Annotated in this window: 27 protein-coding genes and 1 pseudogene; 17 read left to right on the plus strand and 11 right to left on the minus strand. The window is 61.4% G+C overall.

Translation table 11 applies throughout. The features are described from left to right. Positions 1-108: 108 nt before the first annotated feature. The gene (locus B9N88_RS15145; protein WP_003176896.1) at positions 109-597 is read left to right on the plus strand and encodes an Lrp/AsnC ligand binding domain-containing protein; all 489 of its coding nucleotides are present in this window, start codon (positions 109-111) and stop codon (positions 595-597) included. Here B9N88_RS15145 and B9N88_RS15150 read toward each other — a convergent pair. Continuing rightward, on the minus strand, positions 594-947 hold the full coding sequence (locus B9N88_RS15150) for a YkgJ family cysteine cluster protein (protein ID WP_003176897.1): 354 nt from the start codon (positions 945-947) through the stop codon (positions 594-596). The two genes, B9N88_RS15145 and B9N88_RS15150, sit on opposite strands and share 4 nt — an antisense overlap. Positions 948-1,062: 115 nt before the next feature. Between B9N88_RS15150 and B9N88_RS15155 the strand changes: the two genes are divergently transcribed. Beyond that, positions 1,063-2,355: an NAD(P)/FAD-dependent oxidoreductase gene (locus B9N88_RS15155; protein ID WP_027608300.1), complete on the plus strand. Its 1,293-nt coding sequence runs from the start codon at positions 1,063-1,065 to the stop codon at positions 2,353-2,355. On the opposite strand, the gene B9N88_RS15160 is transcribed toward B9N88_RS15155, so the two are convergent. After that, on the minus strand, positions 2,356-2,580 hold the full coding sequence (locus B9N88_RS15160; protein WP_027608299.1) for a DUF1127 domain-containing protein: 225 nt from the start codon (positions 2,578-2,580) through the stop codon (positions 2,356-2,358). Positions 2,581-2,746: 166 nt separating this feature from the next. On the opposite strand from B9N88_RS15160, the gene B9N88_RS15165 reads away from it, so the two are divergent. Next, complete coding sequence (locus B9N88_RS15165) at positions 2,747-4,171, plus strand: aminotransferase-like domain-containing protein (protein WP_027608298.1); 1,425 nt, start codon at positions 2,747-2,749, stop codon at positions 4,169-4,171. Between the two features lie 62 nt (positions 4,172-4,233). Next, a complete protein-coding gene (locus tag B9N88_RS15170; RefSeq protein ID WP_027608297.1) occupies positions 4,234-5,796 on the plus strand; it encodes a phospholipase D family protein in 1,563 nt (520 codons plus the stop codon). 12 nt (positions 5,797-5,808) lie between these two features. Here the strand turns inward: B9N88_RS15170 and B9N88_RS15175 are convergent, their stop codons facing one another. Both B9N88_RS15175 and B9N88_RS15180 read right to left on the minus strand, forming a co-directional pair. Continuing rightward, the gene (locus tag B9N88_RS15175) at positions 5,809-6,951 is read right to left on the minus strand and encodes an MFS transporter (RefSeq protein ID WP_027608296.1); all 1,143 of its coding nucleotides are present in this window, start codon (positions 6,949-6,951) and stop codon (positions 5,809-5,811) included. 148 nt (positions 6,952-7,099) lie between these two features. Next, on the minus strand, positions 7,100-8,593 hold the full coding sequence (locus tag B9N88_RS15180; RefSeq protein ID WP_027608295.1) for an aldehyde dehydrogenase: 1,494 nt from the start codon (positions 8,591-8,593) through the stop codon (positions 7,100-7,102). A 230-nt stretch (positions 8,594-8,823) separates the two neighbouring features. Here B9N88_RS15180 and B9N88_RS15185 point away from each other — a divergent pair, with 230 nt between their 5' ends. Then, entirely contained in the window at positions 8,824-9,186 is a 363-nt protein-coding gene (locus B9N88_RS15185; protein WP_027608294.1) for a cupin domain-containing protein, read from the plus strand. A 69-nt stretch (positions 9,187-9,255) separates the two neighbouring features. Here the strand turns inward: B9N88_RS15185 and rpmG are convergent, their stop codons facing one another. Further along, positions 9,256-9,411, minus strand: coding sequence for a 50S ribosomal protein L33 (gene rpmG, locus B9N88_RS15190; protein WP_003176906.1), 156 nt, complete (start codon positions 9,409-9,411; stop codon positions 9,256-9,258). A gap of 11 nt (positions 9,412-9,422) precedes the next feature. Beyond that, positions 9,423-9,656, minus strand: coding sequence for a 50S ribosomal protein L28 (gene rpmB / locus B9N88_RS15195; RefSeq protein ID WP_003176907.1), 234 nt, complete (start codon positions 9,654-9,656; stop codon positions 9,423-9,425). 458 nt (positions 9,657-10,114) lie between these two features. Here rpmB and B9N88_RS15200 point away from each other — a divergent pair, with 458 nt between their 5' ends. After that, positions 10,115-11,707: an ABC transporter substrate-binding protein gene (locus B9N88_RS15200; RefSeq protein ID WP_027608293.1), complete on the plus strand. Its 1,593-nt coding sequence runs from the start codon at positions 10,115-10,117 to the stop codon at positions 11,705-11,707. 28 nt (positions 11,708-11,735) lie between these two features. On the opposite strand, the gene radC is transcribed toward B9N88_RS15200, so the two are convergent. Further along, the gene (radC, locus tag B9N88_RS15205; protein WP_027608292.1) at positions 11,736-12,410 is read right to left on the minus strand and encodes a RadC family protein; all 675 of its coding nucleotides are present in this window, start codon (positions 12,408-12,410) and stop codon (positions 11,736-11,738) included. A gap of 143 nt (positions 12,411-12,553) precedes the next feature. On the opposite strand from radC, the gene coaBC reads away from it, so the two are divergent. The 4 genes and pseudogenes from coaBC (at position 12,554) to argB (ending at position 16,809) form a co-directional block, all read left to right on the plus strand. Continuing rightward, on the plus strand, positions 12,554-13,762 hold the full coding sequence (gene coaBC, locus B9N88_RS15210) for a bifunctional phosphopantothenoylcysteine decarboxylase/phosphopantothenate--cysteine ligase CoaBC (RefSeq protein ID WP_027608291.1): 1,209 nt from the start codon (positions 12,554-12,556) through the stop codon (positions 13,760-13,762). A gap of 5 nt (positions 13,763-13,767) precedes the next feature. Continuing rightward, on the plus strand, positions 13,768-14,223 hold the full coding sequence (gene dut / locus B9N88_RS15215) for a dUTP diphosphatase (protein ID WP_027608290.1): 456 nt from the start codon (positions 13,768-13,770) through the stop codon (positions 14,221-14,223). A gap of 240 nt (positions 14,224-14,463) precedes the next feature. Beyond that, positions 14,464-15,885, plus strand: a pseudogene (locus B9N88_RS15225) (phosphomannomutase/phosphoglucomutase); the annotation flags it as partial. An 18-nt stretch (positions 15,886-15,903) separates the two neighbouring features. Further along, a complete protein-coding gene (gene argB, locus B9N88_RS15230) occupies positions 15,904-16,809 on the plus strand; it encodes an acetylglutamate kinase (RefSeq protein WP_015886532.1) in 906 nt (301 codons plus the stop codon). 62 nt (positions 16,810-16,871) lie between these two features. Here the strand turns inward: argB and pyrE are convergent, their stop codons facing one another. Then, positions 16,872-17,519, minus strand: a complete 648-nt coding sequence (gene pyrE / locus B9N88_RS15235; protein WP_027608288.1) for an orotate phosphoribosyltransferase — start codon at positions 17,517-17,519, stop codon at positions 16,872-16,874. An 82-nt stretch (positions 17,520-17,601) separates the two neighbouring features. On the opposite strand from pyrE, the gene B9N88_RS15240 reads away from it, so the two are divergent. Beyond that, a complete protein-coding gene (locus B9N88_RS15240; RefSeq protein ID WP_003195493.1) occupies positions 17,602-18,381 on the plus strand; it encodes an exodeoxyribonuclease III in 780 nt (259 codons plus the stop codon). Between the two features lie 58 nt (positions 18,382-18,439). Here the strand turns inward: B9N88_RS15240 and B9N88_RS15245 are convergent, their stop codons facing one another. Next, positions 18,440-18,808 carry a DUF4870 domain-containing protein gene (locus B9N88_RS15245; RefSeq protein ID WP_027608287.1) on the minus strand — a complete coding sequence of 123 codons (369 nt, stop codon included), beginning with the start codon at positions 18,806-18,808 and terminating at the stop codon, positions 18,440-18,442. Positions 18,809-18,830: 22 nt separating this feature from the next. Beyond that, positions 18,831-19,553 carry a ribonuclease PH gene (gene rph, locus B9N88_RS15250; RefSeq protein WP_027608286.1) on the minus strand — a complete coding sequence of 241 codons (723 nt, stop codon included), beginning with the start codon at positions 19,551-19,553 and terminating at the stop codon, positions 18,831-18,833. A 204-nt stretch (positions 19,554-19,757) separates the two neighbouring features. Between rph and B9N88_RS15255 the strand changes: the two genes are divergently transcribed. From B9N88_RS15255 to B9N88_RS15280, 6 genes are all read left to right on the plus strand, one after another. Next, on the plus strand, positions 19,758-20,621 hold the full coding sequence (locus B9N88_RS15255; protein WP_027608285.1) for a YicC/YloC family endoribonuclease: 864 nt from the start codon (positions 19,758-19,760) through the stop codon (positions 20,619-20,621). A gap of 10 nt (positions 20,622-20,631) precedes the next feature. Then, positions 20,632-21,252: a guanylate kinase gene (gene gmk / locus B9N88_RS15260; RefSeq protein ID WP_027608284.1), complete on the plus strand. Its 621-nt coding sequence runs from the start codon at positions 20,632-20,634 to the stop codon at positions 21,250-21,252. A gap of 167 nt (positions 21,253-21,419) precedes the next feature. After that, positions 21,420-21,683, plus strand: coding sequence for a DNA-directed RNA polymerase subunit omega (rpoZ, locus tag B9N88_RS15265; protein WP_003176920.1), 264 nt, complete (start codon positions 21,420-21,422; stop codon positions 21,681-21,683). A 60-nt stretch (positions 21,684-21,743) separates the two neighbouring features. After that, the gene (gene spoT / locus B9N88_RS15270) at positions 21,744-23,849 is read left to right on the plus strand and encodes a bifunctional GTP diphosphokinase/guanosine-3',5'-bis pyrophosphate 3'-pyrophosphohydrolase (protein WP_005792489.1); all 2,106 of its coding nucleotides are present in this window, start codon (positions 21,744-21,746) and stop codon (positions 23,847-23,849) included. A 24-nt stretch (positions 23,850-23,873) separates the two neighbouring features. Further along, on the plus strand, positions 23,874-24,254 hold the full coding sequence (locus tag B9N88_RS15275; RefSeq protein WP_003176922.1) for a RidA family protein: 381 nt from the start codon (positions 23,874-23,876) through the stop codon (positions 24,252-24,254). Positions 24,255-24,310: 56 nt separating this feature from the next. Further along, positions 24,311-25,054, plus strand: a complete 744-nt coding sequence (locus B9N88_RS15280; protein WP_027608283.1) for a hypothetical protein — start codon at positions 24,311-24,313, stop codon at positions 25,052-25,054. A 29-nt stretch (positions 25,055-25,083) separates the two neighbouring features. On the opposite strand, the gene B9N88_RS15285 is transcribed toward B9N88_RS15280, so the two are convergent. After that, complete coding sequence (locus B9N88_RS15285; protein ID WP_027608282.1) at positions 25,084-25,935, minus strand: SDR family oxidoreductase; 852 nt, start codon at positions 25,933-25,935, stop codon at positions 25,084-25,086. Between the last annotated feature and the right edge of the window lie 37 nt (positions 25,936-25,972).

Here is a 25,972-nt window from a genome sequence, read left to right on the forward strand (position 1 = left end):
AATGATGGGCGCAGTATAAAAAGCAATCGCCAGTGCATTTCACTATATAAATGCCTATATTTGGCGACAATTCTCGGCAAAAACCCTTTTGACAGAGGCGTATCCCCTATGCGTACCAACACCCAGACCAAGCGGGAGCTGGACAAGATCGACCGCAACATCCTGCGCATCCTGCAAACCGACGGGCGAATTTCGTTCACCGAGCTGGGGGAAAAGGTCGGGCTGTCCACCACGCCGTGTACAGAGCGGGTGCGGCGGCTGGAGCGCGAGGGGATCATCATGGGTTACAACGCGCGGCTCAATCCCCAGCATTTGAAGGGAAGTTTGCTGGTATTTGTCGAGATCAGCCTCGATTACAAATCCGGCGACACCTTTGAGGAGTTCCGCCGCGCCGTGCTGAAACTGCCCCATGTGCTGGAATGCCACCTGGTCTCGGGGGACTTCGACTATCTGGTGAAAGCGCGGATTTCCGAGATGGCCTCGTACCGCAAATTGCTCGGCGACATCCTGCTCAAGTTGCCCCATGTGCGGGAATCGAAGAGCTATATCGTGATGGAAGAGGTCAAGGAGAGCCTCAACCTGCCTATTCCCGATTAAACCAGCACCTGCCGGGTGCTCGCCATGTATTCATGGATCTGCTTTTCCACCCGTGGATGAATCAGCTCTACGGGCCCCCGCCCATTGGGGCATGGCAAGGTCTTCGTGGTGCCGAACAGCCGACAGATCAGCGGCCGCTCGTCATACACGGTGCAGCCGTTGGGGCCCAGGTGCACACAGTTCAGCTCGTCCATCGCGGCGTCCTGCTCGGCAGCGGTCTTGCGTGGCAGGCGCGACATTTCCTCGGGCGAAGTGGTGACCGGCCCACAGCAGTCGTGGCAGCCGGGGACGCACTCGAACGAAGGAATCTGACGGCGCAGCGCGCTGATTTTCTGACTGTTGCAACTCATCGAAACAGGTACCGAACGGCGAATAGAGGTGGATTCTGAAGCAAAACGCCCTGCGCAGACAGCTTCGTCCGACCGCTGTATCCTGCGTCAAATTTTCCAAACAGGGATGCTCCCCATGACTGCCAGCGCCCGGCACACCGCTTCCTACTACGCCGCCAGCAGCGTACCGCAACCCGATTACCCGGCGCTGACGGGCGAAGTGAGCACCGATGTGTGCGTGATCGGCGGCGGCTTCTCCGGGCTCAACACGGCCCTGGAGCTGGCTGAGCGCGGCTTCAGCGTGGTGCTGCTGGAGGCGCGCAAGATCGCCTGGGGTGCCAGCGGGCGCAATGGCGGCCAGTTGATTCGCGGCGTCGGTCATGGCCTGGAGCAGTTCACCAACGTGATCGGCACCGATGGCGTGCGCCAGATGAAGCGGATGGGCCTGGAAGCCGTGGAGATCGTGCGTGAACGTGTCGAACGCTACCAGATCCCCTGCGACCTGACCTGGGGCTACTGCGACCTGGCCAACAAGCCTCGCGACCTGCAAGGCCTTGCCGAAGACGCCGAAGAACTGCGCAGCCTGGGCTATCGCCACGAAGTGCGCCTGCTGCAGGCGAGCGACATGGGCAGCGTCATCGGCTCCGACCGCTATGTGGGCGGCATGATCGACATGGGGTCCGGCCACCTGCATCCATTGAACCTGGCTCTCGGCGAAGCCGCCGCCGCGCAGCAATGGGGTGTGCAGTTGTTCGAACAGTCGCAAGTTACGCGCATCGACTACGGCCCCGAGGTCAAGGTGCACACCGCCCACGGCACTGTGCGCGCCAAGACCCTGGTCCTGGCTTGCAATGCCTACCTCAATGGACTGAATCCGCAGTTGAGCGGCAAGGTGCTGCCCGCCGGCAGCTACATCATCGCCACCGAACCGTTGAGCCAGGCCCAAGCCGCCAACCTGCTACCGCAGAACATGGCCGTGTGTGACCAGCGCGTGACGGTGGATTACTTCCGGCTGTCCGCCGACCGTCGCCTGTTATTCGGCGGCGCCTGCCACTACTCCGGACGCGACCCCAAGGACATCGGCGCCTACATGCGGCCAAAGATGCTGCAGGTGTTCCCACAGCTGGCCGACGTGAAGATCGATTACCAATGGGGCGGCATGATCGGCATCGGCGCCAACCGCCTGCCGCAGATCGGCCGCCTGGCGGACCAGCCCAACGTGTATTACGCCCAGGCCTACGCAGGCCACGGCCTCAACGCCACGCACCTGGCGGGCAAGCTGCTGGCCGAAGCCATCAGTGGCCAGCAGCAGGGACGTTTCGACCTGTTCGCCCAGGTGCCGCATATCACCTTCCCCGGCGGCAAGCACCTGCGCTCGCCGCTGCTGGCCTTGGGAATGCTCTGGCACCGCCTCAAAGAGCTGGTCTGATCAATCGCGCCAGAAGGGTTTCAGGCCTTCCTGGCGGGCTTGCTCCGAGGTCAATCCAACATCGCGCAATTGCTCGCGAGTCAAGTGCAGCAAGGCCTTGCGCGTATGGCGGCGGTGCCAGAACAGGCTCCAGCGGCTGATCTCGCGCGGCGATATCGCCCGCTCTTGTCCAGCCTGCAATTCCTGACTGTGTAACGTCAGCCGCACATCACTCATGCCGTTCATTTTGCTGCCCCTCATTTGCCTGTTGCCATGAGTGACTAGAATGGGCGAGCAGGCAAAACCATTACAGATTCAACCAACCTTTATTAAATCCATACAGACACTGCCTGTACGCGGCTGAATCCTGTATTTTCCCCCTATCTGTACTGGTCCCCTGGGAGCGACCGCCATGACGCTTTACGTCAACCTCGCCGAATTGCTGGGCACACGCATCGAACAGGGGTTCTATCGCCCTGGCGATCGACTGCCGTCCGTACGTGCCTTGAGCGTGGAGCACGGGGTCAGCCTGAGCACCGTGCAGCAGGCGTATCGACTGCTGGAAGACAATGGCCTGGCGATGCCCAAGCCCAAGTCCGGCTACTTTGTACCGGTAGGTCGGGAGTTGCCGGCGCTGCCGGAGGTCGGCCGCCCGGCCCAGCGCCCGGTGGAAATATCGCAGTGGGACCAGGTACTGGAATTGATTCGCGCAGTCCCGCGCAAAGACGTCATACAGATGGGTCGCGGCATGCCGGATGTATTGTCACCCACCCTCAAGCCCCTTCTGCGCAGCCTGGCGCGTGTCAGCCGGCGCCAGGATCTGCCGGGGCTGTATTACGACAATATCCTCGGCTGTATGGAACTGCGCGAGCAAATCGCCCGGCTGTCATTGGATTCCGGCTGCCAACTGACGGCCGAGGACATCGTGATTACCACCGGCTGCCATGAGGCGCTGTCCGCCAGCATCCACGCCATCTGCGAACCAGGCGATATCGTTGCGGTGGACTCGCCCAGTTTCCACGGGGCCATGCAGACCCTCAAGGGTTTGGGCATGAAAGCCCTGGAAATCCCCACCGACCCGATCACCGGCATCAGCCTCGAAGCCCTGGAACTGGCGCTGGAACAGTGGCCGATCAAGGTCATCCAGCTGACCCCCAACTGCAATAACCCCCTGGGCTACATCATGCCGGAAGCGCGCAAACGCGCATTGCTGACCCTGGCCCAGCGCTTTGACGTGGCGATCATCGAAGACGATGTGTATGGCGAACTGGCCTACAGCTACCCACGCCCGCGTACCATCAAATCCTTCGACGAAGACGGTCGTGTGCTGCTGTGCAGTTCGTTCTCCAAGACCCTGGCGCCAGGCCTGCGCATTGGCTGGGTGGCTCCGGGCCGGAACCTGGAGCGGGTACTGCACATGAAGTACATCAGCACCGGCTCCACCGCCACCCAGCCGCAGATTGCAATTGCCGAGTTTCTCAAAGGGGGGCATTTCGAACCGCATTTGCGACGAATGCGCACGCAATACCAGCGTAATCGCGACCTGATGCTCGACTGGGTCAGCCGCTACTTCCCGGCCGGCACCCGCGCCAGCCGCCCCCAAGGCAGTTTCATGCTGTGGGTAGAGCTGCCGGAAGGTTTCGACACCCTCAAGCTCAACCGCGCGCTGGTGGAACAAGGCGTACAGGTGGCTGTGGGAAGCATCTTTTCCGCGTCGGGCAAGTACCGTAACTGCCTGCGCATGAACTACGCTGCCAAGCCCACCGCCCAGATTGAAGAGGCCGTGCGCAAAGTCGGCGCTGCCGCGATGAAGATGCTGGCCGAAACGGTGGACTGACCTTTCGCGAGAAATCGCCGTCATATGTCGACAACCGCCCTGACCTGGACACGACTCCCTTGATGATTCGACGGCTTTTACCGTTTTTCCTGCTGGGAGCCCTGGCCCTGAGCGGCTGCGCCACGGTGAGTACCCCGCGCATACCCAGCGACGCCCTGCCGGCCGCCCAGTCGTCGTTCGGCCGCTCGATCCAGGCCCAGGCCGCGCCTTACCAGGGCCGTTCAGGTTTTCGCCTGCTGCCCAACAGCAGCGAAGCCTTCATGGCCCGCGCCGAGCTGATCCGCAATGCCCAGACCAGCCTTGACCTGCAGTACTACATCGTCCACGACGGCATCAGCACGCGCATGCTGGTGGATGAACTGCTCAAGGCCGCCGACCGTGGCGTGCGCGTGCGCATCCTGCTGGATGACACCACCAGCGACGGCCTCGACCAGATCATCGCCACCCTCGCCGCCCACCCCAAGATCGAGATTCGCCTGTTCAACCCCCTGCACCTGGGGCGCAGCACCGGTGTGACGCGCGCCATGGGCCGCCTGTTCAACCTGTCGCTGCAACACCGGCGCATGCACAACAAGCTGTGGCTGGCGGACAACAGCGTGGCCATCGTCGGTGGGCGCAACCTGGGGGATGAGTATTTCGACGCCGAGCCCAACCTGAACTTCACCGACATCGACATGCTCAGCGTCGGGCCGGTGGCCGAGCAACTCGGGCACAGTTTCGATCAGTACTGGAACAGCGCCCTGAGCAAACCCATTGATGATTTTGTCTCCAATACGCCTTCCAAAGGTGACCTGGCCGCCGCGCGCCTGGGCCTGGAGGCGTCGCTGGCCGAATCGCGCCAGCAGAAGCACGCGCTGTACGCGCGCCTGCGCACCTACCAGACCCAGCCGCGCATGGACATCTGGCGCCGCGAACTGATCTGGGCCTGGAACCAGGCGTTGTGGGACGCACCCAGCAAGGTGCTGTCCAAGGCCGACCCGGACCCGCACCTGCTGCTGACCACGCAACTGGCCCCGGAACTGGAAGGCGTCAACCATGAACTGATGATGATCTCGGCGTACTTCGTGCCGGGACAGCCCGGCCTGGTGTACCTGACGGGGCGCGCCGACGCGGGCGTATCGGTGAGCTTGTTGACCAACTCCCTCGAAGCCACCGACGTGCCTGCCGTACATGGCGGCTACGCACCGTACCGCAAGGCGCTGCTGGAGCATGGGGTAAAACTCTACGAGCTGCGCCGCCAACCGGGTGACGGCGGCAGCGGCCCGCACCTGTTTCGTCGAGGCACGTTCCGCGGCTCGGACTCGAGCCTGCACAGCAAGGCGATGATCTTTGATCGGCAAAAATCGTTTGTCGGCTCCTTCAATTTCGACCCGCGCTCCGTGCTGTGGAACACCGAGGTCGGCGTGCTGGTGGACAGTCCCGAGCTGGCGGAACACGTACGCAATCTCGCCCTGCAAGGCATGGCGCCGGCCCTGAGCTACGAGGCGAAACTGCAGGACGGCAACGTGGTATGGGTGACCGAGGACAACGGCCAACTGCACACCCTGACCCGTGAGCCGGGCAGTTGGTGGCGACGGTTCAATGCCTGGTTCGCCACCTCGGTCGGCCTGGAGCGCATGCTCTAGGAACAGCGAGGATCAAGCGGGCTGAGCAGCACCAAACGCGCCTTGGCGCAGCAACAGCACCACCAAACCCAAGGCCCCGGCCGCCATCAGCCACGGCAGCGCGTGCCCGCTGATCCATTGGCTGCCGGCGCCGGCCACCAGCGGGCCGATCAGGCAACCGATGCCCCACAACTGCGCGATGTGGGCATTGGCACGCACCAGCGCATCGTCACGATAACGCTCGCCGATCAGAATCAGCGACAACGTGAACAACCCGCCGGCACTGGCGCCGAACAGCACCCATATTGGCCAGATCAGCAGCGTGTGCATCAGCAACGGAACCGCCAGGCTCGATGCCAGCAACAGCAGTGCGCAACTCAAAAACAGCGTGCGTCGTGGCAGGTAATCCGCCAGCGCACCGATGGGCAGTTGCAGCAGCGCGTCACCGACCACCACCGTGCTGACCATCGCCAGGGCAATTTCGGCAGTGAAGCCCTGTTGCAGGCAATACACCGGCAGCAGCGTCAGGATCATCGCCTCAAACGCGGCGAACAGCGCCACCGCCCAGGCAATCGCCGGCAGGCTCAGGCAGAAGCGCCACAGGTCCGCGAAGGTCACGCTGAACGATTCGGCACTGGGCGCACCAGAGCGACCCAGCAATGCCAACGGAGCCACCACCAGCAGGCCAACGCCGACCCAGAAACCATAGTCATGGTCGGTACCGATCAGGCCCAGCAGCAACGGGCCCGAGAGCTGGCTCAAGGCATAACTGCAGCCATACAGCGCCACCAGCCGGCCACGCCACTGCTCCACCACCAACTGGTTGATCCAGCTTTCACCGAGGATAAACACGATGGTCAGGATCACCCCGATCATCAGGCGCAACACCAGCCATATCGGGTAGCTGGGCAGAATGGCCAGCAAACCGATGGACACCGCGCCAGCCCACAGGCACAGACGCATGAGATTCGCGGTGCCGAGCCAGGCGGCCAGACGGCTGGAGACCTTGGCGCCGAGCAATACGCCAAAGGCCGGCATGGCGGCCATTACGCCAATCGCGAAACTGCCGTAGCCCCAGCCCTCCAGGCGCAGGGAGACCAGCGGCATGCTGACGCCCAGGGCCAGGCCGACACTGAGTACCGAGGCCAGGACGGCGAAATAGGTCGCCCAACGCATTGCCACGCTCCTGTGGATAATCATGGGTTCACACAAAACAGTGTGGGAGGGGGCTTGCTCCCGATTGCGGTGGATCAGTGAGCACTGTTAGTGCCTGACACACTGCTATCGGGGGCAAGCCCCCTCCCACATTTGCCTGCGGTGTTGCTTAGAGCTTGATCCAGGTCGCCTTCAGCTCGGTGTACTTGTCGAACGCATGCAGCGACTTGTCGCGACCATTACCCGACTGCTTGAAGCCGCCAAACGGTGCGGTCATGTCGCCGCCGTCGTATTGGTTGACCCACACGCTGCCGGCACGCAGGGCCTTGGCGGTGAGGTGCGCCTTGGAAATGTCCGACGTCCACACCGCAGCGGCGAGGCCGTATTGGGTGTCGTTGGCGATCTTGATCGCTTCCTCGGCGCCGTCAAAGGTGATCACCGACAGCACTGGGCCGAAGATTTCTTCCTGGGCGATTCTCATGGCGTTGGTTACACCGTCGAAAATCGTCGGCTCGACGTAGGTGCCGCCCGTCTCTTCCAGGATGCGCTTGCCACCCGCCACCAACTTGGCGCCGTCAGTGTGGCCGGCTTCGATGTACGACAGCACGGTGTTCATCTGCTGGGTGTCCACCAGGGCACCGACGTTGGTCGCCGGGTCCAGCGGGTTGCCGGGTTTCCAGCCCTTGAGGGCCTCTATCACCAGCGGCAGGAAGGTGTCCTTGATCGAACGTTCCACCAGCAGGCGCGAACCGGCAGTGCAGACTTCACCCTGGTTGAAGGCGATGGCGCTGGCAGCGGATTCGGCGGCGGCTTGCAGGTTCGGAGCATCGGCAAAAACGATGTTCGGGCTCTTGCCGCCGGCCTCCAGCCAGACGCGCTTCATGTTCGACTCACCGGAGCGAATCAACAGTTGCTTGGCGATCTTGGTCGAACCGGTGAACACCAGTGTGTCGACGTCCATGTGCAGCGCCAGCGCATTGCCGACGGTGTGGCCGTAGCCCGGCAGCACGTTGAACACGCCTTTCGGAATACCGGCTTCAACGGCCAGGGCCGCGATGCGGATGGCGGTGAGCGGGGATTTTTCGGACGGTTTGAGGATCACCGAGTTACCGGTGGACAGCGCCGGGCCGAGTTTCCAGCAGGCCATCATCAGCGGGAAGTTCCACGGCACGATGGCACCCACCACGCCGACCGGCTCGCGGGTCACCAGACCCAACTGATCGTGCGGGGTGGCTGCGACTTCGTCGTAGATCTTGTCGATTGCCTCGCCGCTCCAGCTCAGGGCATTTGCCGCGCCGGGTACGTCAATGTTCAGGGAGTCACTGATCGGCTTGCCCATGTCCAGGGTTTCGAGCAGCGCCAGTTCTTCGGCATTGGCCTTGAGCAGCGCGGCGAAACGGATCATGGTGGCTTTGCGTTTGGCCGGCGCCAGGCGCGACCAGACACCGGAATTGAAGGTGGCGCGGGCGTTTTCTACGGCGCGCTGGGCGTCGGCGGCGTCACAACTGGCAACACTGGTCAGCAGGCGACCATCGACCGGGCTGATGCATTCGAAGGTGTCACCGGAAACAGCGGCGGTGTATTCGCCATTGATGTAGGCGCGGCCTTCGATCTTCAGATCCTTGGCGCGTTGTTCCCAGTCGGCACGGGTCAGGGTGGTCATGCGAGTGTCCTCCTCTTATTGAATACAAGGGCCAGGCGATGTCCCCCGGCAGCCTCAAAGAATGCTTGCCCGCCAGCCAGCTGTTCGGCTCAAAGGCAGCTGCCACCCTAAACCAGCGGCCAGGGATGTTTCAATATATTTGACATAACCGCGGTAAACGCCCTTGCGATGTTCATTTTAATAAACATAGACTTTGGGCTCTCCAACCGCAGGCCAGACGGGACACGCACATGAGCATCCAGGACATCGTCGATTTCAGCCAGGCCAACACCGCCCCAGACCGCTACCGCCCTGCCGCGGAAAAAATCCTCAAGGGCGATCCCGAACAAACGGTGTACAACCATTACAACAGCCCGTGCGGCCAGATGAACGCCGGGGTCTGGGAAGGAGAGGTCGGGCAGTGGCAGGTCAACTACAGCGAGCATGAGTATTGCGAGATCGTGCAGGGCGTCTCTGTATTGCGCGACGCCGAGGGCAATGCGAAGACCTTGCGTGCCGGCGACCGCTTCGTGATCCCCGCCGGCTTCAGCGGCACCTGGGAAGTGCTGGAGCCGTGCCGCAAGATCTATGTGGTGTTCGAGCAGAAGGCCTGATCAACAAACGCCAGGCAAAAAAAAGCCCGTATCGTGAGATACGGGCTTTTTCACAAGGAGGAAAATCAATTACTTGATTTTGCCTTCTTTGTAGATCACGTGCTTGCGAACGCGCGGGTCGAACATTTTCTTTTCGAGCTTGTCCGGGGTAGTACGCTTGTTCTTGTCGGTAGTGTAGAAGTGACCAGTACCGGCGCTAGAGATCATTCGAATCAATTCACGCATGATAGAGCTCCTTAGATCTTGCCAGCGGCGCGGATTTCGGCCAGCACGACAGTGATGCCACGCTTGTCGATAATACGCATGCCTTTGGCAGATACACGCAGGCGAACAAAACGTTTCTCTTCTTCAACCCAGAAGCGGTGATGCTGCAGGTTCGGCAGGAAACGACGACGGGTTTTGTTATTTGCGTGGGAAATGTTATTCCCAGTCACCGGACCCTTACCGGTAACTTGACAGACTCTCGACATGCCTCAGCCCTCTAAAACCACATGCCCAACCCGGCATGGGTTGGCCGCTTAATCTCTCAGTCATTTGGCGCCAGGCGCCACGTTTCTTTAGGGTCTTACCGGCTACACCTACAAGCGAAGGAACCGGGCCCCTAGAAAAGAGCGCTGCTTTATACCAGAAAGACCCATGTGCAACAACAGCCCGTGTATTTTTACCGGCGTAAATCTCGGCGACAGACGCCCGAACCGTTGCCAGGAGGGGCCGCTGTAACAGCCGACCGCTCGTCGCACAGAATGATTTACAGCGCTCGCGCGCGCAGTAAGGCGCACAGCGAAACGCGCTGGGGTGCCATCAAAACAGTATTTGAAGCAAAAGCACAGGCAAAAATGGGCTAGTCATTTATCAACCAGACCACTACGGTAGGGCTTTTCCAGACTGCACTCGCAGATGGGCCTTCGATCTGCAAAGGAAACCGAACATGCGCCTCGCTGCCCTACCGCTATTGCTAGCCCCTCTATTTATCGCGCCGCTGGCCTCTGCCGCCAGCACCTTGAGCGTCTGCACCGAGGCCAGCCCCGAAGGGTTCGATGTGGTGCAATACAACTCGCTGACCACCACCAACGCCTCAGCCGATGTGCTGATGAATCGCCTGGTGGACTACGACGCAGCCAGCGGCAAACTGGTACCCAGCCTGGCGGACAGCTGGGACGTCTCGCCGGATGGCCTGACCTATACCTTCAAGCTGCACCCGGACGTGAAATTCCATCGCACCGAGTATTTCACCCCAAGCCGCACCCTGACCGCCGAAGACGTGCGCTTCAGCTTCGAACGCATGCTCGACCCGGCCAATCCGTGGCACAAGATCGCCCAGAGCGGCTTCCCCCACGCCCAGTCCCTGCAATTGCCAACGCTGGTCAAGAAGATCGATGCCCTCGACCCGCTGACCGTGCGCTTTACCCTCGATCACGCCGACTCCACCTTCCTCGCGGCCCTGAGCATGGGCTTTGCCTCGATCTATCCGGCGGAATACGCCGACAAACTGCTCAAGGCCGGCACGCCGGAGAAGCTCAACAGCCAGCCGATCGGCACCGGGCCGTTCATCTTCAGCCGTTTCCAGAAAGATGCCGTGGTGCGCTACAAGGCCAACCCAGACTATTTCGCCGGCAAACCGGCTGTGGATAACTTGATCTTCGCAATTACTCCGGACGCCAACGTACGCCTGCAGAAACTGCACCGCAACGAATGCCAGATCGCCCTGTCGCCCAAGCCCCTGGATGTGGGCGAGGCCGAAAAGGACCCCGCACTCAAGGTAGAAAAAACCGCAGCGTTCATGACCGCGTTCGTGGCCATCAACAGCCAGCACCCGCCCCTGGACAAGCCCGAGGTGCGCCAGGCCATCAACCTGGCCTTCGACAAGGGCAGCTACCTCAAGGCGGTGTTTGAAGGCACCGCCGAAGCCGCCAACGGCCCGTACCCGCCCAATACCTGGAGCTACGCCAAAGACTTGCCGGGTTATCCACAGGACCTCGCCAAGGCCAAGGCCTTGCTGGACCGTGCCGGCCTCAAGGACGGCTTCAAGACCACCCTCTGGACGCGCCCCACCGGCAGCCTGCTGAACCCTAACCCGAACCTCGGCGCGCAACTGCTGCAGGCGGACCTGGCCAAGGTGGGCATCCAGGCCGAGATCCGCGTGATCGAATGGGGCGAGCTGATTCGCCGCGCCAAAGCGGGTGAACACGACCTGCTGTTCATGGGCTGGGCCGGTGACAACGGCGACCCGGATAACTTCCTGACCCCACAGTTTTCCTGCGCGGCGGTTAAATCCGGCACCAACTTCGCCCGCTACTGTGATCCGGCGCTGGACAAGCTGATCAGCGCCGGCAAGACCACCAGCGAACAAGGTGTACGCAGCAAGCTGTACCAGCAGGCCCAGGCGCAGATCCAGCAACAGGCGCTGTGGTTGCCGCTGGCGCACCCGACGGCGTTCGCCCTGGCGCGCAAGAACGTCGAGGGCTACCAGGTGAGCCCCTTCGGGCGCCAGGATTTCTCGAGGGTCAGCGTCAAGCCCTGAGAACCAGGCCCGCCCCCAGGGGGCGGGCTTACATCCACCCATATTCCGCCATCGACAACGGATCACCGTCCCCCACGATGACGTGATCGAGTACCCGCACATCCACCACTTCCAAGGCCTTTTGCAGCAGCTTGGTCAATTTTCGATCAGCCGCGCTGGGCTCCACGCTCCCGGAAGGATGGTTGTGACACAGAATCAACGCCGCTGCGTTATAGGCCAGGGCGCGCTTGACCACTTGCCGCGGGTAGACCACGGCAGCGTCGATGGTCCCCTCGGACAACACTTCGAACCCCAGCACCCGATGCTTTGAATCGAGAAACAGACAGCCGAAAACTTCATGGGGCTCATGGCGCAACAGCGACTTGAGGTAATTGCGCACGGCCACCGGGCTTTCCAGCACCGAATCGCTGCGCAGGCGCTCGGCCATATGGCGCCGGGACATTTCCAGTACCGCCTGCAACTGCGCAAACTTCGCCGGCCCCAAGCCCAACTGCTGGCTGAACACCGCCTGGCTGGCTTCCAGCAGCGGGCGCAAACCGCCAAATTGCGCCAGCAGATGGCGCGCCAGGTCCACCGCGCTCCTGCCGGTTACGCCGGTGCGCAGGAAGATCGCCAGCAATTCAGCATCGGACAGACTCGCAGCACCCCACTCCAAAAGCTTCTCTCGCGGCCGCTCTGCCGCCGGCCAATCACGAATACTCATTCCACCTCCCTGTGCATGTGCGCCGCTGTTGCGGGGCGGGCGCTGTGTTATCGTAGGCCCTCTTTTTTGCGTGCGATTTCACCTGGGGAGGGGGCATCGCAGGCGTCACTGAACTGGCTTCACTGAACTGGAAAGGCAAACCAATGCAGCGTCTGTATCGGAAACGCATCGTTCTCGGCGTCGGCGGCGGCATTGCCGCCTACAAGAGCGCAGAGCTGGTCCGCAGGCTTCTCGACCAGGGCGCCGAAGTGCGCGTGGTCATGACCCGCGGCGGCAGTGAGTTCATTACTCCGCTGACCATGCAGGCCCTGTCCGGACACCCGGTTCACCTGGACCTGCTGGACCCGGCAGCCGAAGCCGCCATGGGTCATATCGAACTGGCCAAATGGGCCGACCTGGTACTGATCGCCCCTGCCACCGCCGACCTGATCGCGCGCCTGGCGCAAGGCATCGCCGATGACCTGCTGACCACCCTGGTACTGGCCACCGACGCCACCGTCGCCATCGCCCCGGCCATGAACCAGGCCATGTGGCGTGACCCGGCGACCCAGGCCAACACCCAGCTCCTGCAAAGCCGTGGCCTCAAGGTGTTCGGCCCGGCCTCCGGCAGCCAGGCCTGCGGCGATGTCGGCATGGGCCGCATGCTCGAGGCCACCGACCTGGCATTGTGCGCCGCCGAATGCTTCCAGCACCTGGCCCTGACCGGCCGGCACGTGCTGATTACGGCAGGCCCGACCCAGGAAAACATCGACCCGGTACGCTACATCACCAACCATAGCTCAGGAAAAATGGGCTTTGCCTTGGCGGAAGCCGCGGTCGAGGCAGGCGCACGCGTTACCCTGATCACCGGTCCGGTGCACTTGCCGACTCCCGATCGCGTCACGCGAATCGACGTAGTCAGCGCCCGGGACATGCTGGCCGCCTGTGAGGCCGCCATTCCCTGTGACCTGTTTATCGCTTCGGCAGCGGTTGCAGACTACCGCCCGGAAGTCGTCGCCCCGCAAAAGCTCAAGAAAGACCCTACGAGCGGCGACGGTCTGCTCCTGCAAATGGTGCGCAACCCGGACATCCTGGCCACCATTGCCACGCGTCCGGACCGCCCGTTCAGTGTCGGCTTTGCCGCCGAGACCGAGCACCTGCTCGACTACGCCGCACGCAAACTGAAAGACAAAAACCTCGACCTGATCGTTGCCAATGATGTCGCCAACCCGAGCATCGGCTTCAACAGCGAGGAAAACGCCTGCAGCGTGATCGACCGCGAGCTGCACGCCACTCTTTTCGCCCAGACCAGCAAAGGCAAGATTGCCCGCCAACTGATCTCTTTTATCGCCCAACGGCTGAACCAGGTTTAATTTCCATGCACGCTTTGCAAGCCAAGATCCTCGACCCCCGCATCGGCACCGAATTCCCGCTGCCGGCCTACGCCACCCCAGGTTCCGCCGGCCTGGACCTGCGCGCCATGCTCAAGCAAGACACCGTCCTTGAACCGGGCCAGACCGTCCTGATTCCCACCGGCCTGTCGATCTACGTCGGCGACCCGGGCCTGGCCGCGCTGATCCTGCCGCGCTCCGGCCTGGGCCACAAACACGGTATCGTGCTGGGTAACCTGGTAGGCCTGATCGACTCGGACTACCAAGGCGAGTTGATGGTGTCGTGCTGGAATCGTGGCCAGACGGCGTTCAACATCGCTGTCGGCGAGCGCATTGCCCAGCTTGTACTGGTGCCGGTGGTGCAGGCGCACTTCGAACTGGTGCAGGATTTTGACGAAACCCAACGCGGCGCAGGTGGCTTTGGGCATTCCGGCAGTCACTGACTACGCTGAACCTGGCCGGGCACCTTTGCCCGGCTCGATGCCCCCGCAAGGCTTTTCAGGATGAAGAATGCGCGGACTTTATCAGCGAGATTTCCCATTTGAAATCAATGCATTACGCAGAAATAAAGACAGGGGCCAAGCTCCGATGGCACTTTTGCACCACGAACTCTCTGCCGAAAACACCGTCATACCCTTCAGTTTGAGCCTGCCGGTCAGCCACATTAAGGCCAGCCTTGCCCCCTTGAGATGGAGTTTCCCCCCGCGATGAGTACCGCAGCCCGAGTAGCCCCGACATTCCCCGACAGCATCTTTCGCGCCTATGACATTCGTGGCGTAGTCCCCAAGACCCTGACCGCCGAAACCGCCTACTGGATTGGCCGCGCCATTGGTTCCCAGAGCCTGGCCCAGGACGAGCCGAACGTCTCGGTCGGTCGTGACGGTCGCCTGTCCGGTCCGGAACTGGTGGAACAACTGATCCAGGGCCTGGCCGACAGCGGCTGCCATGTCAGCGATGTGGGCCTGGTGCCCACTCCCGCGCTGTACTACGCCGCCAATGTACTGGCCGGCAAATCCGGGGTAATGCTGACCGGCAGCCATAACCCGTCGGACTACAACGGCTTCAAGATCGTCATCGCCGGCGACACCCTGGCCAACGAACAGATCCAGGCCCTGCACACCCGCCTGAAGACCAACGACCTGACCAGCGGCAAAGGCAGCATCACCAAAGTTGACATCCTGCAGCGCTACTCTGATGAAATCACCGGCGACGTCAAACTCGCACGCCGCCTCAAAGTGGTGGTGGACTGCGGCAACGGCGCGGCCGGCGTAATCGCCCCGCAGCTGCTCGAAGCCCTGAACTGCGAAGTGATCCCGCTGTTCTGCGAGGTCGATGGCAACTTCCCCAACCACCACCCGGACCCAGGCAAACCGGAAAACCTGGTGGACCTGATCGCCAAGGTCAAGGAAACCGGTGCTGACGTCGGGCTGGCCTTTGACGGCGACGGCGACCGCGTAGGCGTGGTGACCGAAACCGGCGAGATCGTATTCCCGGACCGCCTGCTGATGCTGTTCGCCCGCGATGTGGTGGCGCGCAACCCGGGTGCCGAGATCATTTTCGACGTGAAGTGCACCCGCCGCCTCACCCCGTTGATCAAGGAATATGGCGGCCGTCCGCTAATGTGGAAGACCGGTCACTCGTTGATCAAAAAGAAAATGAAGGAAACCGGCGCACTGTTGGCCGGCGAAATGAGCGGCCACGTGTTCTTCAAGGAGCGCTGGTTCGGGTTTGACGACGGCATTTACAGCGCCGCCCGTCTGCTGGAGATCCTCAGCAAGGAAAAATCCACCGCCGAAGAGCTGTTTCAGACCTTCCCGAATGATATTTCTACGCCAGAGATCAATATCCATGTGACCGAGGAGAGCAAATTCAGCATCATTGACGCACTGCACGATGCGCAATGGGGCGAAGGCGCCCACCTGACCACCATTGATGGTGTGCGAGTCGATTACGCCAAGGGCTGGGGCCTGGTTCGCGCATCCAACACCACACCGGTGCTGGTGCTGCGTTTCGAGGCGGATACCGAGGCTGAGTTGCAGCGCATCAAGGACGTGTTCCACGCCCAGTTGAAACGTGTTGCCCCTGATCTCCAATTACCGTTCTGATTTTTACCGGAGCCCTGAATGACCCTCGAACGCGAAGCCGCTGCCAACACCGCCAAGGTCCTGTCCGAAGCGTTGCCTTACATTCGACGCTACGTCGGCAAGACGCTGGTGATCAAGTACGGCGGCAATGCCATGGAAAGCGACGAGCTGAAAACCGGCTTTGCCCGCGACATCGTGTTGATGAAAGCCGTGGGGATCAACCCCGTGGTGGTCCACGGCGGCGGCCCGCAGATCGGCGACCTGCTCAAGCGCTTGTCGATCGAGAGTCACTTCATCGATGGCATGCGCGTCACTGACGCGCAGACCATGGACGTGGTGGAGATGGTCCTCGGCGGCCAGGTGAACAAAGACATCGTCAACCTGATCAACCGCCACGGCGGCAGCGCCATTGGCCTGACCGGCAAGGACGCCGAGCTGATCCGCGCGAAAAAACTGACCGTTACCCGTCAGACGCCGGAAATGACCCAGCCGGAAATCATCGATATCGGCCAGGTAGGCGAAGTGATCGGCATCAACACCGACCTGCTGAACCTGCTGGTCAAGGGCGACTTCATCCCGGTGATCGCGCCGATCGGCGTGGGTGCCAACGGTGAGTCCTACAACATCAACGCCGACCTGGTGGCGGGTAAGGTGGCCGAAGCATTGAAGGCTGAAAAGCTGATGCTGCTGACCAACATTGCCGGCCTGATGGACAAGGAAGGCAAGGTGCTGACCGGTTTGACCACTCAACAAGTGGACGAACTGATCGCCGACGGCACCATCTACGGCGGCATGCTGCCGAAGATCCGTTGCGCGCTGGAAGCGGTGCAAGGCGGCGTCGGCAGCTCGCTGATCCTGGATGGCCGGGTGCCGAATGCAATCTTGCTGGAAATCTTCACCGATACGGGTGTGGGCACGCTGATCAGTAATCGCAAGCGCCCTTAAAACGCTGAAAACAAAAAGCCCCGCTCAACCTGGTTGAGCGGGGCTTTTTTATGGTTCGGCGATTACTGAACGCCGAACTGCTCGCGATACGCCTTAACTGCCGGCAAGTGCTGCTTGAGCTGCGGATCGTCTTCCAGGAACTGCAACACCTGGTTCAGCGACACGATGCTGACCACTGGAATACCGAAATCACGCTCCACTTCCTGGATCGCCGACAACTCACCGTTGCCACGCTCCTGGCGGTTCAGCGCGATCAGCACACCGGCGGCCTTGGCGCCGTCCTGGGACGCGATGATCTGCATCACCTCACGGATAGCCGTACCGGCCGTGATCACGTCATCGATGATCAATACATCGCCGGTAAGCGGCGCGCCCACCAGGCTGCCGCCTTCGCCATGGGCCTTGGCTTCCTTGCGGTTGAAGCACCATGGCAGATCGCGCCCATGATGTTCCGCCAGGGCCACGGCCGTTGCAGCCGCCAGGGGGATGCCCTTGTAGGCCGGGCCAAACAGCACGTCGAAGGAAATACCGCTTTCAACGATGGCTGCCGCGTAGAAACGCCCCAGCTGAGCCAGGGCCGAACCCGAGTTGAACAAGCCGGCATTGAAGAAATACGGGCTGGTGCGCCCGGACTTGAGGGTGAACTCACCGAAGCGCAAAACCCCGCGATCGATGGCAAAACGAATGAAATCGCGTTGATACGCCTGCATGAAAAAAGCCTCAGATACCACGGATTTAGCTAATTAGGTAGACGGCGTGTATCATACACGCACGCGATTTTTGGGGCCATTTATGCGGATCATCAGTGTGAACGTTAATGGTATTCAGGCTGCAGTCGAGCGTGGTTTGCTCAGTTGGCTGCAAGCTCAGAATGCCGACGTCATCTGCCTGCAGGACACCCGCGCCTCCGCCTTTGAACTGGACGACCCAGCCTTCCAACTGGATGGCTACTTCCTTTATGCCTGCGATGCCGAAGTGCCCACCCAAGGTGGCGTGGCTTTGTACTCGCGGTTGCAACCCAAGGCGGTCATCAGCGGCCTCGGCTTCGAGACAGCCGACCGCTACGGGCGCTACCTGCAAGCCGATTTCGACAAGGTCAGCATCGCGACCTTGCTGCTTCCTTCGGGGCAGAACGGCGATGAAGACTTGAACCAGAAGTTCAAGCTAATGGACGATTTCGCCCGTTACCTGGATAAACAGCGACGCAAACGTCGCGAGTACATTTACTGTGGCTCGCTGTACGTGGCGCAACAGAAGCTGGATATCAAGAACTGGCGTGACAGCCAGCAATCCCCGGGCTTCCTGGCGCCGGAACGGGCCTGGATGGACGAGATTGTCGGCAACATGGGCTATGTGGATGCGCTGCGCGAAGTCAGCCGCGAAGGCGACCAGTACAGCTGGTGGCCAGACAATGAACAGGCTGAGATGCTCAACCTGGGCTGGCGCTTCGACTACCAGTTGCTGACCCCGGGTCTGCGCCGGTTCGTGCGCAGTGCACGCCTGCCGCGCCAGCCGCGCTTCTCGCAGCACGCGCCGCTGATCGTGGACTACGACTGGACACTGACCATCTAGGGTCTTTATCCAGGCACAAAAAAACCGACATCGCTGTCGGTTTTTTTGTGGGTGTTGATTATTTGACCAGGCGCCAGGTCAAGGGATAGCGATAGGCGATCCCTTTGTTGGCTTTGATTGCGCCGATGATCGTCAGCACCACGCTTGCGATGACCAGGGCCGTCATCAGGAAAAACCCAATGACCGCGAAGGCCAGCACGATGCAAATGATCCAGGCGATGGCTACGGTGATCTGGAAATTCAGTGCCTCCTTGCCCTGGTCGTCAATGAACGGATCCACTTCTTTTTTCATCTGCCACAGGATCAGCGGCCCCACGACGCTGCCGAAGGGGAATACAAACCCCAGGAACGCAGCAAGATGGCACAACATTGCCCCCTGACGCACCTCGTAGGAAGGCGTAGGCACCGGCATTTGGCTGTCATTCATGGCGCTTCTCCTTGAGGCGTACTCAGTCAGCCAGTGCGGCGTTCTGCAGTTCGAAGATCTCAGTCATGCCTTTCTGGGCCAGGGCCAGCATGGCGTTCAGCTCGGCCGGCTGGAATGGCGCACCTTCGGCGGTGCCCTGCACTTCGATGAAACCACCGGTGCTGGTCATCACTACGTTCAGGTCGGTCTCGGCAGCCGAGTCTTCCAGGTAGTCCAGGTCCAGCACCGGCTCGCCCTGGTACATGCCCACCGATACGGCGGCGATCATCTGCTTCAGTGGGTCGCCGCCTTTCAGGCCGCCGCGCTTCTTGATGACTTTAAGCGCATCGACCAGCGCCACCATGGCGCCGGTGATGGACGCGGTGCGCGTACCGCCATCGGCCTGGATCACGTCACAGTCGACGTAGAGGGTCACGTCGCCCAGCTTGGTCATATCCAGGGCCGCGCGCAGGGAGCGCCCGATCAGGCGCTGGATTTCCAGGGTACGGCCGCCTTGCTTGCCACGGCTGGCTTCACGCTGGTTACGCTCGCCGGTGGCGCGTGGCAGCATGCCATATTCGGCGGTCAGCCAACCCTGGCCCTGGCCCTTGAGGAAGCGCGGCACGCCATTTTCAACGCTGACGGTGCAGATAACCTTGGTATCGCCAAACTCGACCAGTACGGATCCCTCGGCGTGTTTGGTGTAGTTGCGGGTGATGCGGATCGAGCGGAGCTGATCGGCAACGCGACCACTTGGACGTTTCATAGGGGGTACCTGTACTGAGGACGAAAAACTGCCGAGCATTATAGAGCCGCGAGCCGATTCGGGGCACTGCTAAAAATCTGCTTACGAATGCCCAGGGTTTGGGCGCGCCCGCCCCACTGCGCTACAATCCCGCGCCTTCGCAGCCTGTCGGCTTCAATTTACCCATCAGCCCGCTTTCGCGGGACTGCATCGCGAGGTACCTCCATGGTGCACAGCATGACCGCCTTTGCCCGCGTCGAAAAAGCCGGCGCCCAAGGCACCCTGAGCTGGGAACTGCGCTCGGTCAACAGCCGCTACCTGGAGCCGCACCTGCGCCTGCCGGAATCCTTCCGCGACCTCGAAGGCGCCGTGCGTGAGGCACTGCGCCAGGGCATCTCCCGCGGCAAGCTGGAATGCACCCTGCGTTTTACCGAAGAAACCACCGGCAAGCCGCTGCAGGTAGACCGCGAGCGCGCTGCGCAACTGGTCGCCGCGGCCGAAACCGTCGCCGGCCTGATCAAGCAGCCCGCCGCACTGAACCCTCTGGAAGTGTTGGCCTGGCCCGGCGTGCTGGTGGCCGACGCCTCCGATCCGCAAGCCCTCAATGCCGAAGCCCTCGCCCTGTTCACCCAGGGATTGAAGGAACTCAAGGCTGGCCGCGAGCGTGAAGGCGCCGAACTGGCCCGACTGATCAACGAGCGCCTGGCGTCGATCGAAGCAGACGTGGTCACCTTGCGCGAGCTGGTACCGCAGATGCTCGCCACCCAACGCCAGAAGGTCCTCGACCGCTTCACCGACATGAAGGCCGACCTCGACCCCGTGCGCCTGGAGCAGGAAATGGTGCTGCTCGCGCAGAAGAGCGATGTCGCCGAAGAACTGGATCGCCTGAGCACCCACATCCTCGAAGTGCGCCGCGTGCTCAAGTCCGGCGGCGCCGCTGGTCGGCGCCTGGACTTCCTGATGCAGGAACTCAACCGCGAAGCCAATACACTGGGCTCCAAGGCTTTCGATCCGCGCAGCACCACGGCGGCGGTCAACCTCAAGGTGTTGATCGAGCAGATGCGCGAACAAGTACAGAATATTGAGTAAGGCAACCTCCATGACCCATAGCACCGGCACCCTGTACATCATTTCCGCCCCTTCGGGCGCGGGCAAGAGCAGCCTGGTCAAGGCCCTGACCGACGCTGACGAGCAGATTCGCATCTCGATCTCCCACACCACCCGCGCCATGCGTCCGGGCGAGGTGAACGGCGTGCACTATCACTTCGTCGAGCGCACCGAGTTCGTCAAGATGATCGAGCATGGCGACTTCCTCGAGCGCGCCGAGGTGTTCGGCAACCTCTACGGCACCTCGCAGAGCCACCTGCAGCAGACCCTGGACGAAGGCCACGACCTGATCCTGGAAATCGACTGGCAGGGTGCCGAGCAAGTGCGCCAGCTGATGCCCAAGGCACGCTCGATCTTTATCCTGCCGCCGTCGCTCGAAGCCTTGCACCAGCGCCTGACCAACCGTGGCCAGGACAGCGACGAGATCATCGAAGGCCGCATGCGGGAAGCTGTCAGCGAAATGAGCCACTATGTCGACTACGACTACCTGATCATTAACGACGATTTTTCCCACGCGCTGGATGACCTGAAGGCGATTTTCCGCGCCAATCAGCTCCAGCAAAAGCGTCAACAGCAGCGTTTCGGCAAATTACTCGCCGAACTGCTCGGCTGATTGGCCCTTCCCAAAACCGCTGCAAGGGCTTTACATTGGCGCTTGCAGCGGTTTTGCGAGGGTCTGCGAAAAATCAGCGCTTCCCTAAACGCTGGTGATTTTTTAAACTGCTCAGTCCGCTCGCCCAACCGGGCAGCGCGCATCTTGCATTCGCTCCGAGGAATACCATGGCCCGCGTAACCGTTGAAGACTGCCTAGAACACGTGGATAACCGCTTTGAGCTGGTCATGCTCTCTACCAAGCGTGCCCGTCAACTGGCCACTGGCGGCAAAGAGCCTCTGGTCCAGTGGGAAAACGACAAGCCTACCGTTGTAGCCCTGCGTGAAATCGCTGAAGGCCTGATGAGCTACGAGTTCATCGCCAACGCTGAAATCGTTGAAGACGAACCGCTGTTTGCAGCGTTCGAGGACGAGTCCAACGAGGCCGTCTAAGCCTATGCCTGGTCGACGTAGCACGGCGCGGGGTCACAGCCTTCGGCAGGAGTTCACACTTTGCCGAGCATAGACGCCCTCGCCGATCGCTTATCGGCCTACCTCGGCCCCGACCAGGTCAACCTGGTCCGCCGAGCGTATTTCTACGCCGAACAAGCCCACGACGGCCAACGCCGCCGAAGCGGTGAGGCGTATGTCACCCATCCCCTTGCGGTGGCAAATATCCTGGCCGACATGCACATGGACCATCAGAGCCTGATGGCCGCGATGCTGCATGACGTGATCGAAGACACCGGCATTGCCAAGGAAGCGCTCAGTGCGCAATTTGGCGAAACCGTGGCCGAACTGGTCGACGGGGTCAGCAAACTGACCCAGATGAACTTCGAGACCAAGGCCGAAGCCCAGGCGGAAAACTTCCAGAAAATGGCCATGGCCATGGCCCGGGACATCCGGGTGATCCTGGTCAAGCTGGCCGACCGGCTGCACAACATGCGCACGCTGGAAGTGCTGTCCGGCGAAAAACGCCGGCGCATCGCCAAGGAAACCCTGGAAATCTACGCGCCCATCGCCAACCGGCTGGGCATGCACGCCATTCGTATCGAGTTCGAAGACCTCGGCTTCAAGGCCATGCACCCGATGCGTTCGGCGCGCATCTACCAGGCCGTCAAGCGCGCCCGGGGCAACCGCAAGGAAATCGTCAACAAGATCGAAGAATCCCTGAGCCATTGCCTGGCGATCGACGAGATCGAGGGCGAGGTCAGCGGCCGGCAGAAGCATATCTACGGCATCTACAAGAAGATGCGCGGCAAGCGCCGGGCCTTCAACGAGATCATGGACGTGTACGCGTTCCGCATCATCGTGGACAAGGTCGATACCTGCTATCGCGTCCTCGGTGCGGTACATAATTTGTACAAACCCCTGCCGGGGCGCTTCAAGGACTACATCGCCATTCCCAAGGCCAACGGCTATCAATCGCTGCATACCACGCTGTTCGGTATGCACGGGGTGCCGATCGAGATCCAGATCCGCACCCGGGAAATGGAAGAGATGGCCAACAACGGCATCGCCGCCCATTGGCTGTACAAATCCAGCGGCGACGAGCAGCCCAAAGGCACCCATGCCCGCGCCCGCCAATGGGTCAAGGGCGTGCTGGAAATGCAGCAACGTGCCGGCAACTCCCTGGAATTCATCGAAAGCGTGAAGATCGACCTGTTCCCGGACGAGGTCTACGTGTTCACGCCCAAAGGCCGGATCATGGAGCTGCCCAAAGGCTCCACTGCGGTCGACTTTGCCTACGCGGTACACACCGACGTCGGCAACAGCTGCATTGCCTGCCGGATCAACCGGCGCCTGGCCCCGCTGTCGGAACCGCTGCAAAGCGGCTCCACTGTGGAGATCGTCAGCGCACCGGGCGCGCGCCCGAACCCGGCGTGGCTGAACTTCGTGGTTACCGGCAAGGCGCGCACACACATCCGCCACGCACTGAAACTGCAGCGCCGCTCCGAGTCCATCAGCCTGGGCGAGCGCCTGCTGAACAAAGTGCTCAACGGTTTCGACAGCGCCTTGGACAAGATTGCCCAGGAGCGCGTGCAAGCGATGCTCCACGAGTATCGCCAGGAAACCATCGAGGACCTGCTGGAAGATATCGGCCTGGGCAACCGCATGGCCTACGTGGTCGCCCGCCGCCTGCTGGGTGAAGGCGAACAACTGCCAAGCCCGGAAGGCCCGCTGGCGATTCGCGGCACCGAGGGCCTGGTGCTCAGCTATGCCAAATGCTGCACGCCGATCCCTGGCGACCCGATTGTCGGCCACCTGTCGGCCGGCAAGGGCATGGTCGTTCACCTCGACAACTGCCGCAACATCACCGAGATCCGCCACAACCCGGAAAAATGCATCCAACTCTCGTGGGCCAAGGATGTCACCGGCGAATTCAACGTCGAACTGCGCGTGGAGCTGGAACACCAGCGCGGCCTGATCGCCCTGCTGGCCAGCAGCGTCAACGCGGCCGACGGCAATATCGAGAAAATCAGCATGGACGAGCGCGATGGTCGCATCAGCGTGGTCCAGCTGGTGGTCAGCGTGCATGACCGCGTGCATCTGGCCCGCGTGATCAAGAAACTGCGCGCCTTGACCGGTGTGATCCGCATCACCCGCATGCGTGCGTAGCCCATCCATTACAAGGAGTCATTCATGACCAAGACCGTTATCACCAGCGACAAGGCCCCAGCCGCCATCGGTACTTACTCCCAGGCCATCAAGGCGGGCAACACCGTCTACATGTCCGGCCAGATTCCGCTGGACCCAAAGACCATGGAACTGGTGGAAGGCTTCGAAGCCCAGACCGTACAGGTCTTCGAAAACCTCAAGTCCGTGGCCGAAGCTGCCGGCGGCTCGTTCAAGGACATCGTCAAGCTGAACATCTTCCTCACCGACCTGAGCCACTTCGCCAAGGTCAACGAGATCATGGGCAAGTACTTCGAACAACCTTACCCAGCCCGTGCCGCCATTGGTGTGGCCGCCCTGCCAAAGGGCGCGCAGGTTGAGATGGACGCAATTCTGGTCATCGAGTAAAACACCCGGCGCAGCCTCCACAGGCTGCGCCGACTTCGTTTTAAAAGGATTTCATGATGCGCAAAGCGCTTGTAGCCTCTTCGTTGCTCGCCCTGTTGCTCGGCGGCTGCGCCAGCAACCCTGCCAACCAGGATGTGAGCGGCACCTGGATCAACCAGGTCGCCATCGATGCGGCAGCCAAGGGCGGCCCTTTGCGTGAAGCGCTGCAAAGCTATGGCCCGAACCTCGAGTGGGAGGTCAACCCCAAGGCTTCGCAGGCACGTTACTACAACGGTTTTGAAGTCGCCGAAGGCAAGTTGCTCGGCGAACAGTCCGGTGCCTGGAGCGTCGACTTCTACGGCAGCTCCGCCACTGAACTCAAGCGCAAAGGCAGGCAACTGCTGCAAGTGGCCAACGATAACGAGCCCGAGCAGCTCTTCGCCCGCGCCAAGGAACCTGCACCGGAAGGCGCGCCGCTGGGTGCCAACTTCGAACGTGCCCTGTACGCAGCCTATATGGGCGGCGACTGGAAGATCACCGACGGCTTCGGCAACGGTGCCACTGTCCAGTTCCAGCCTGACGGCAAGGTCGCCGGTCTGCCCAATGTTGATCGGTACTCTCTGTGCCTGGCCGGTGACTGTGCCTCCATGAGCGGCGGCTACGACAGCATGTGGCTGCAGCTCAACGGCGTGGGCAACCCGTGGATCTTCATGCGCAAAGGCAAGCAGCTGGAGATCTTCCAGGCGATCAACACCGCACAGGCGGACGAAGTGCCCCAGTTCACTCCCGGGCCGCGTCAATGGCTGCTTGAAAAGCAATAGCAGTCATCACCCACATTTTTAACCGCATTTCAGCCTTTAAGAATGGCTGCGTACCCTTCGCGGTAGCTCGCATACGTGGGCGTCCACCCCAGCGCCTTTATCCGGGCATTGCTGCATTGCTTGCTGCCCGCACGCCGCACACTCGCGTCCTCGGACCGCTCAGTGACGCCCAGGTAGTCACGCAGCCAGGCCACCACCTCGGCCAAGGGCGCCGGTGCGTCATCGACGCCGATATAGACCTTATCCAGCGAACCGCCCTGCTCCACGTGGCGGAGCAAAAATGCCAGCAAGCCCGCCGCATCATCGGCGTGTATACGGTTGCCATATAAAGGTGGATCAAGCGCTACACGGTACCCCTGGCGCACCTGGGTCAGCAGCCATTCGCGACCAGGACCGTAAATGCCGGTCAACCGCACGACGCTCGCAGGAATGCCACTGTTAAGTGCCACCTGCTCGGCCTCCAGCATGACTTGCCCGGAATAACCCTTGGCCTGGGTTTCGGAGGTTTCGTCGACCCACTCGCCATTCTGCTGCCCGTATACGCTGCTGCTGGATACAAACAGCAGATGCTTGGGCTCCTGGCCATAATCCTTCAGCCACTCCAGCACGTGCTGCAGACCTTGCACGTAAGCGGCGCGATAACCGGCCTCATCGTGGTCGGTGGCGGCGGCGCAGTACACCAGGTAATCCACCCCGCCGATCGGCCAGGTGTCAGGGCAATCCTTGTTGAACAGGTCGCCGGCAATGCCGATCACCCCCTCGGGCAGGCGCGAAATATCGCGCCGCAGGCCATGAACCTCCCATTCCGAGGCCAGCAATTGGCTAGCCAGCCGACTACCCACATCGCCACATCCGGCAATCACAACAGAAGGCACAGACATCATAAAACTCCGTTCTTAAAGGTCTAGATTAGCCCTC

It is taken from the genome of Pseudomonas sp. LAMO17WK12:I1 (assembly GCF_900177315.1).
Lineage (GTDB): Bacteria > Pseudomonadota > Gammaproteobacteria > Pseudomonadales > Pseudomonadaceae > Aquipseudomonas > Aquipseudomonas marginalis.

Excerpts from the sequence above, each read along its gene's own strand:
- B9N88_RS15145 (WP_003176896.1), top strand. The coding sequence starts at position 109 with ATGCGTACCAACACCCAGACCAAGCGGGAGCTGGACAAGATCGACCGC.
- B9N88_RS15150 (WP_003176897.1), bottom strand. The coding sequence starts at position 947 with ATGAGTTGCAACAGTCAGAAAATCAGCGCGCTGCGCCGTCAGATTCCT.
- B9N88_RS15155 (WP_027608300.1), top strand. The coding sequence starts at position 1,063 with ATGACTGCCAGCGCCCGGCACACCGCTTCCTACTACGCCGCCAGCAGC.
- B9N88_RS15160 (WP_027608299.1), bottom strand. The coding sequence starts at position 2,580 with ATGAACGGCATGAGTGATGTGCGGCTGACGTTACACAGTCAGGAATTG.
- B9N88_RS15165 (WP_027608298.1), top strand. The coding sequence starts at position 2,747 with ATGACGCTTTACGTCAACCTCGCCGAATTGCTGGGCACACGCATCGAA.
- B9N88_RS15170 (WP_027608297.1), top strand. The coding sequence starts at position 4,234 with ATGATTCGACGGCTTTTACCGTTTTTCCTGCTGGGAGCCCTGGCCCTG.
- B9N88_RS15175 (WP_027608296.1), bottom strand. The coding sequence starts at position 6,951 with ATGCGTTGGGCGACCTATTTCGCCGTCCTGGCCTCGGTACTCAGTGTC.
- B9N88_RS15180 (WP_027608295.1), bottom strand. The coding sequence starts at position 8,593 with ATGACCACCCTGACCCGTGCCGACTGGGAACAACGCGCCAAGGATCTG.
- B9N88_RS15185 (WP_027608294.1), top strand. The coding sequence starts at position 8,824 with ATGAGCATCCAGGACATCGTCGATTTCAGCCAGGCCAACACCGCCCCA.
- rpmG (WP_003176906.1), bottom strand. The coding sequence starts at position 9,411 with ATGCGTGAATTGATTCGAATGATCTCTAGCGCCGGTACTGGTCACTTC.
- rpmB (WP_003176907.1), bottom strand. The coding sequence starts at position 9,656 with ATGTCGAGAGTCTGTCAAGTTACCGGTAAGGGTCCGGTGACTGGGAAT.
- B9N88_RS15200 (WP_027608293.1), top strand. The coding sequence starts at position 10,115 with ATGCGCCTCGCTGCCCTACCGCTATTGCTAGCCCCTCTATTTATCGCG.
- radC (WP_027608292.1), bottom strand. The coding sequence starts at position 12,410 with ATGAGTATTCGTGATTGGCCGGCGGCAGAGCGGCCGCGAGAGAAGCTT.
- coaBC (WP_027608291.1), top strand. The coding sequence starts at position 12,554 with ATGCAGCGTCTGTATCGGAAACGCATCGTTCTCGGCGTCGGCGGCGGC.
- dut (WP_027608290.1), top strand. The coding sequence starts at position 13,768 with ATGCACGCTTTGCAAGCCAAGATCCTCGACCCCCGCATCGGCACCGAA.
- argB (WP_015886532.1), top strand. The coding sequence starts at position 15,904 with ATGACCCTCGAACGCGAAGCCGCTGCCAACACCGCCAAGGTCCTGTCC.
- pyrE (WP_027608288.1), bottom strand. The coding sequence starts at position 17,519 with ATGCAGGCGTATCAACGCGATTTCATTCGTTTTGCCATCGATCGCGGG.
- B9N88_RS15240 (WP_003195493.1), top strand. The coding sequence starts at position 17,602 with ATGCGGATCATCAGTGTGAACGTTAATGGTATTCAGGCTGCAGTCGAG.
- B9N88_RS15245 (WP_027608287.1), bottom strand. The coding sequence starts at position 18,808 with ATGAATGACAGCCAAATGCCGGTGCCTACGCCTTCCTACGAGGTGCGT.
- rph (WP_027608286.1), bottom strand. The coding sequence starts at position 19,553 with ATGAAACGTCCAAGTGGTCGCGTTGCCGATCAGCTCCGCTCGATCCGC.
- B9N88_RS15255 (WP_027608285.1), top strand. The coding sequence starts at position 19,758 with ATGGTGCACAGCATGACCGCCTTTGCCCGCGTCGAAAAAGCCGGCGCC.
- gmk (WP_027608284.1), top strand. The coding sequence starts at position 20,632 with ATGACCCATAGCACCGGCACCCTGTACATCATTTCCGCCCCTTCGGGC.
- rpoZ (WP_003176920.1), top strand. The coding sequence starts at position 21,420 with ATGGCCCGCGTAACCGTTGAAGACTGCCTAGAACACGTGGATAACCGC.
- B9N88_RS15275 (WP_003176922.1), top strand. The coding sequence starts at position 23,874 with ATGACCAAGACCGTTATCACCAGCGACAAGGCCCCAGCCGCCATCGGT.
- B9N88_RS15280 (WP_027608283.1), top strand. The coding sequence starts at position 24,311 with ATGCGCAAAGCGCTTGTAGCCTCTTCGTTGCTCGCCCTGTTGCTCGGC.
- B9N88_RS15285 (WP_027608282.1), bottom strand. The coding sequence starts at position 25,935 with ATGTCTGTGCCTTCTGTTGTGATTGCCGGATGTGGCGATGTGGGTAGT.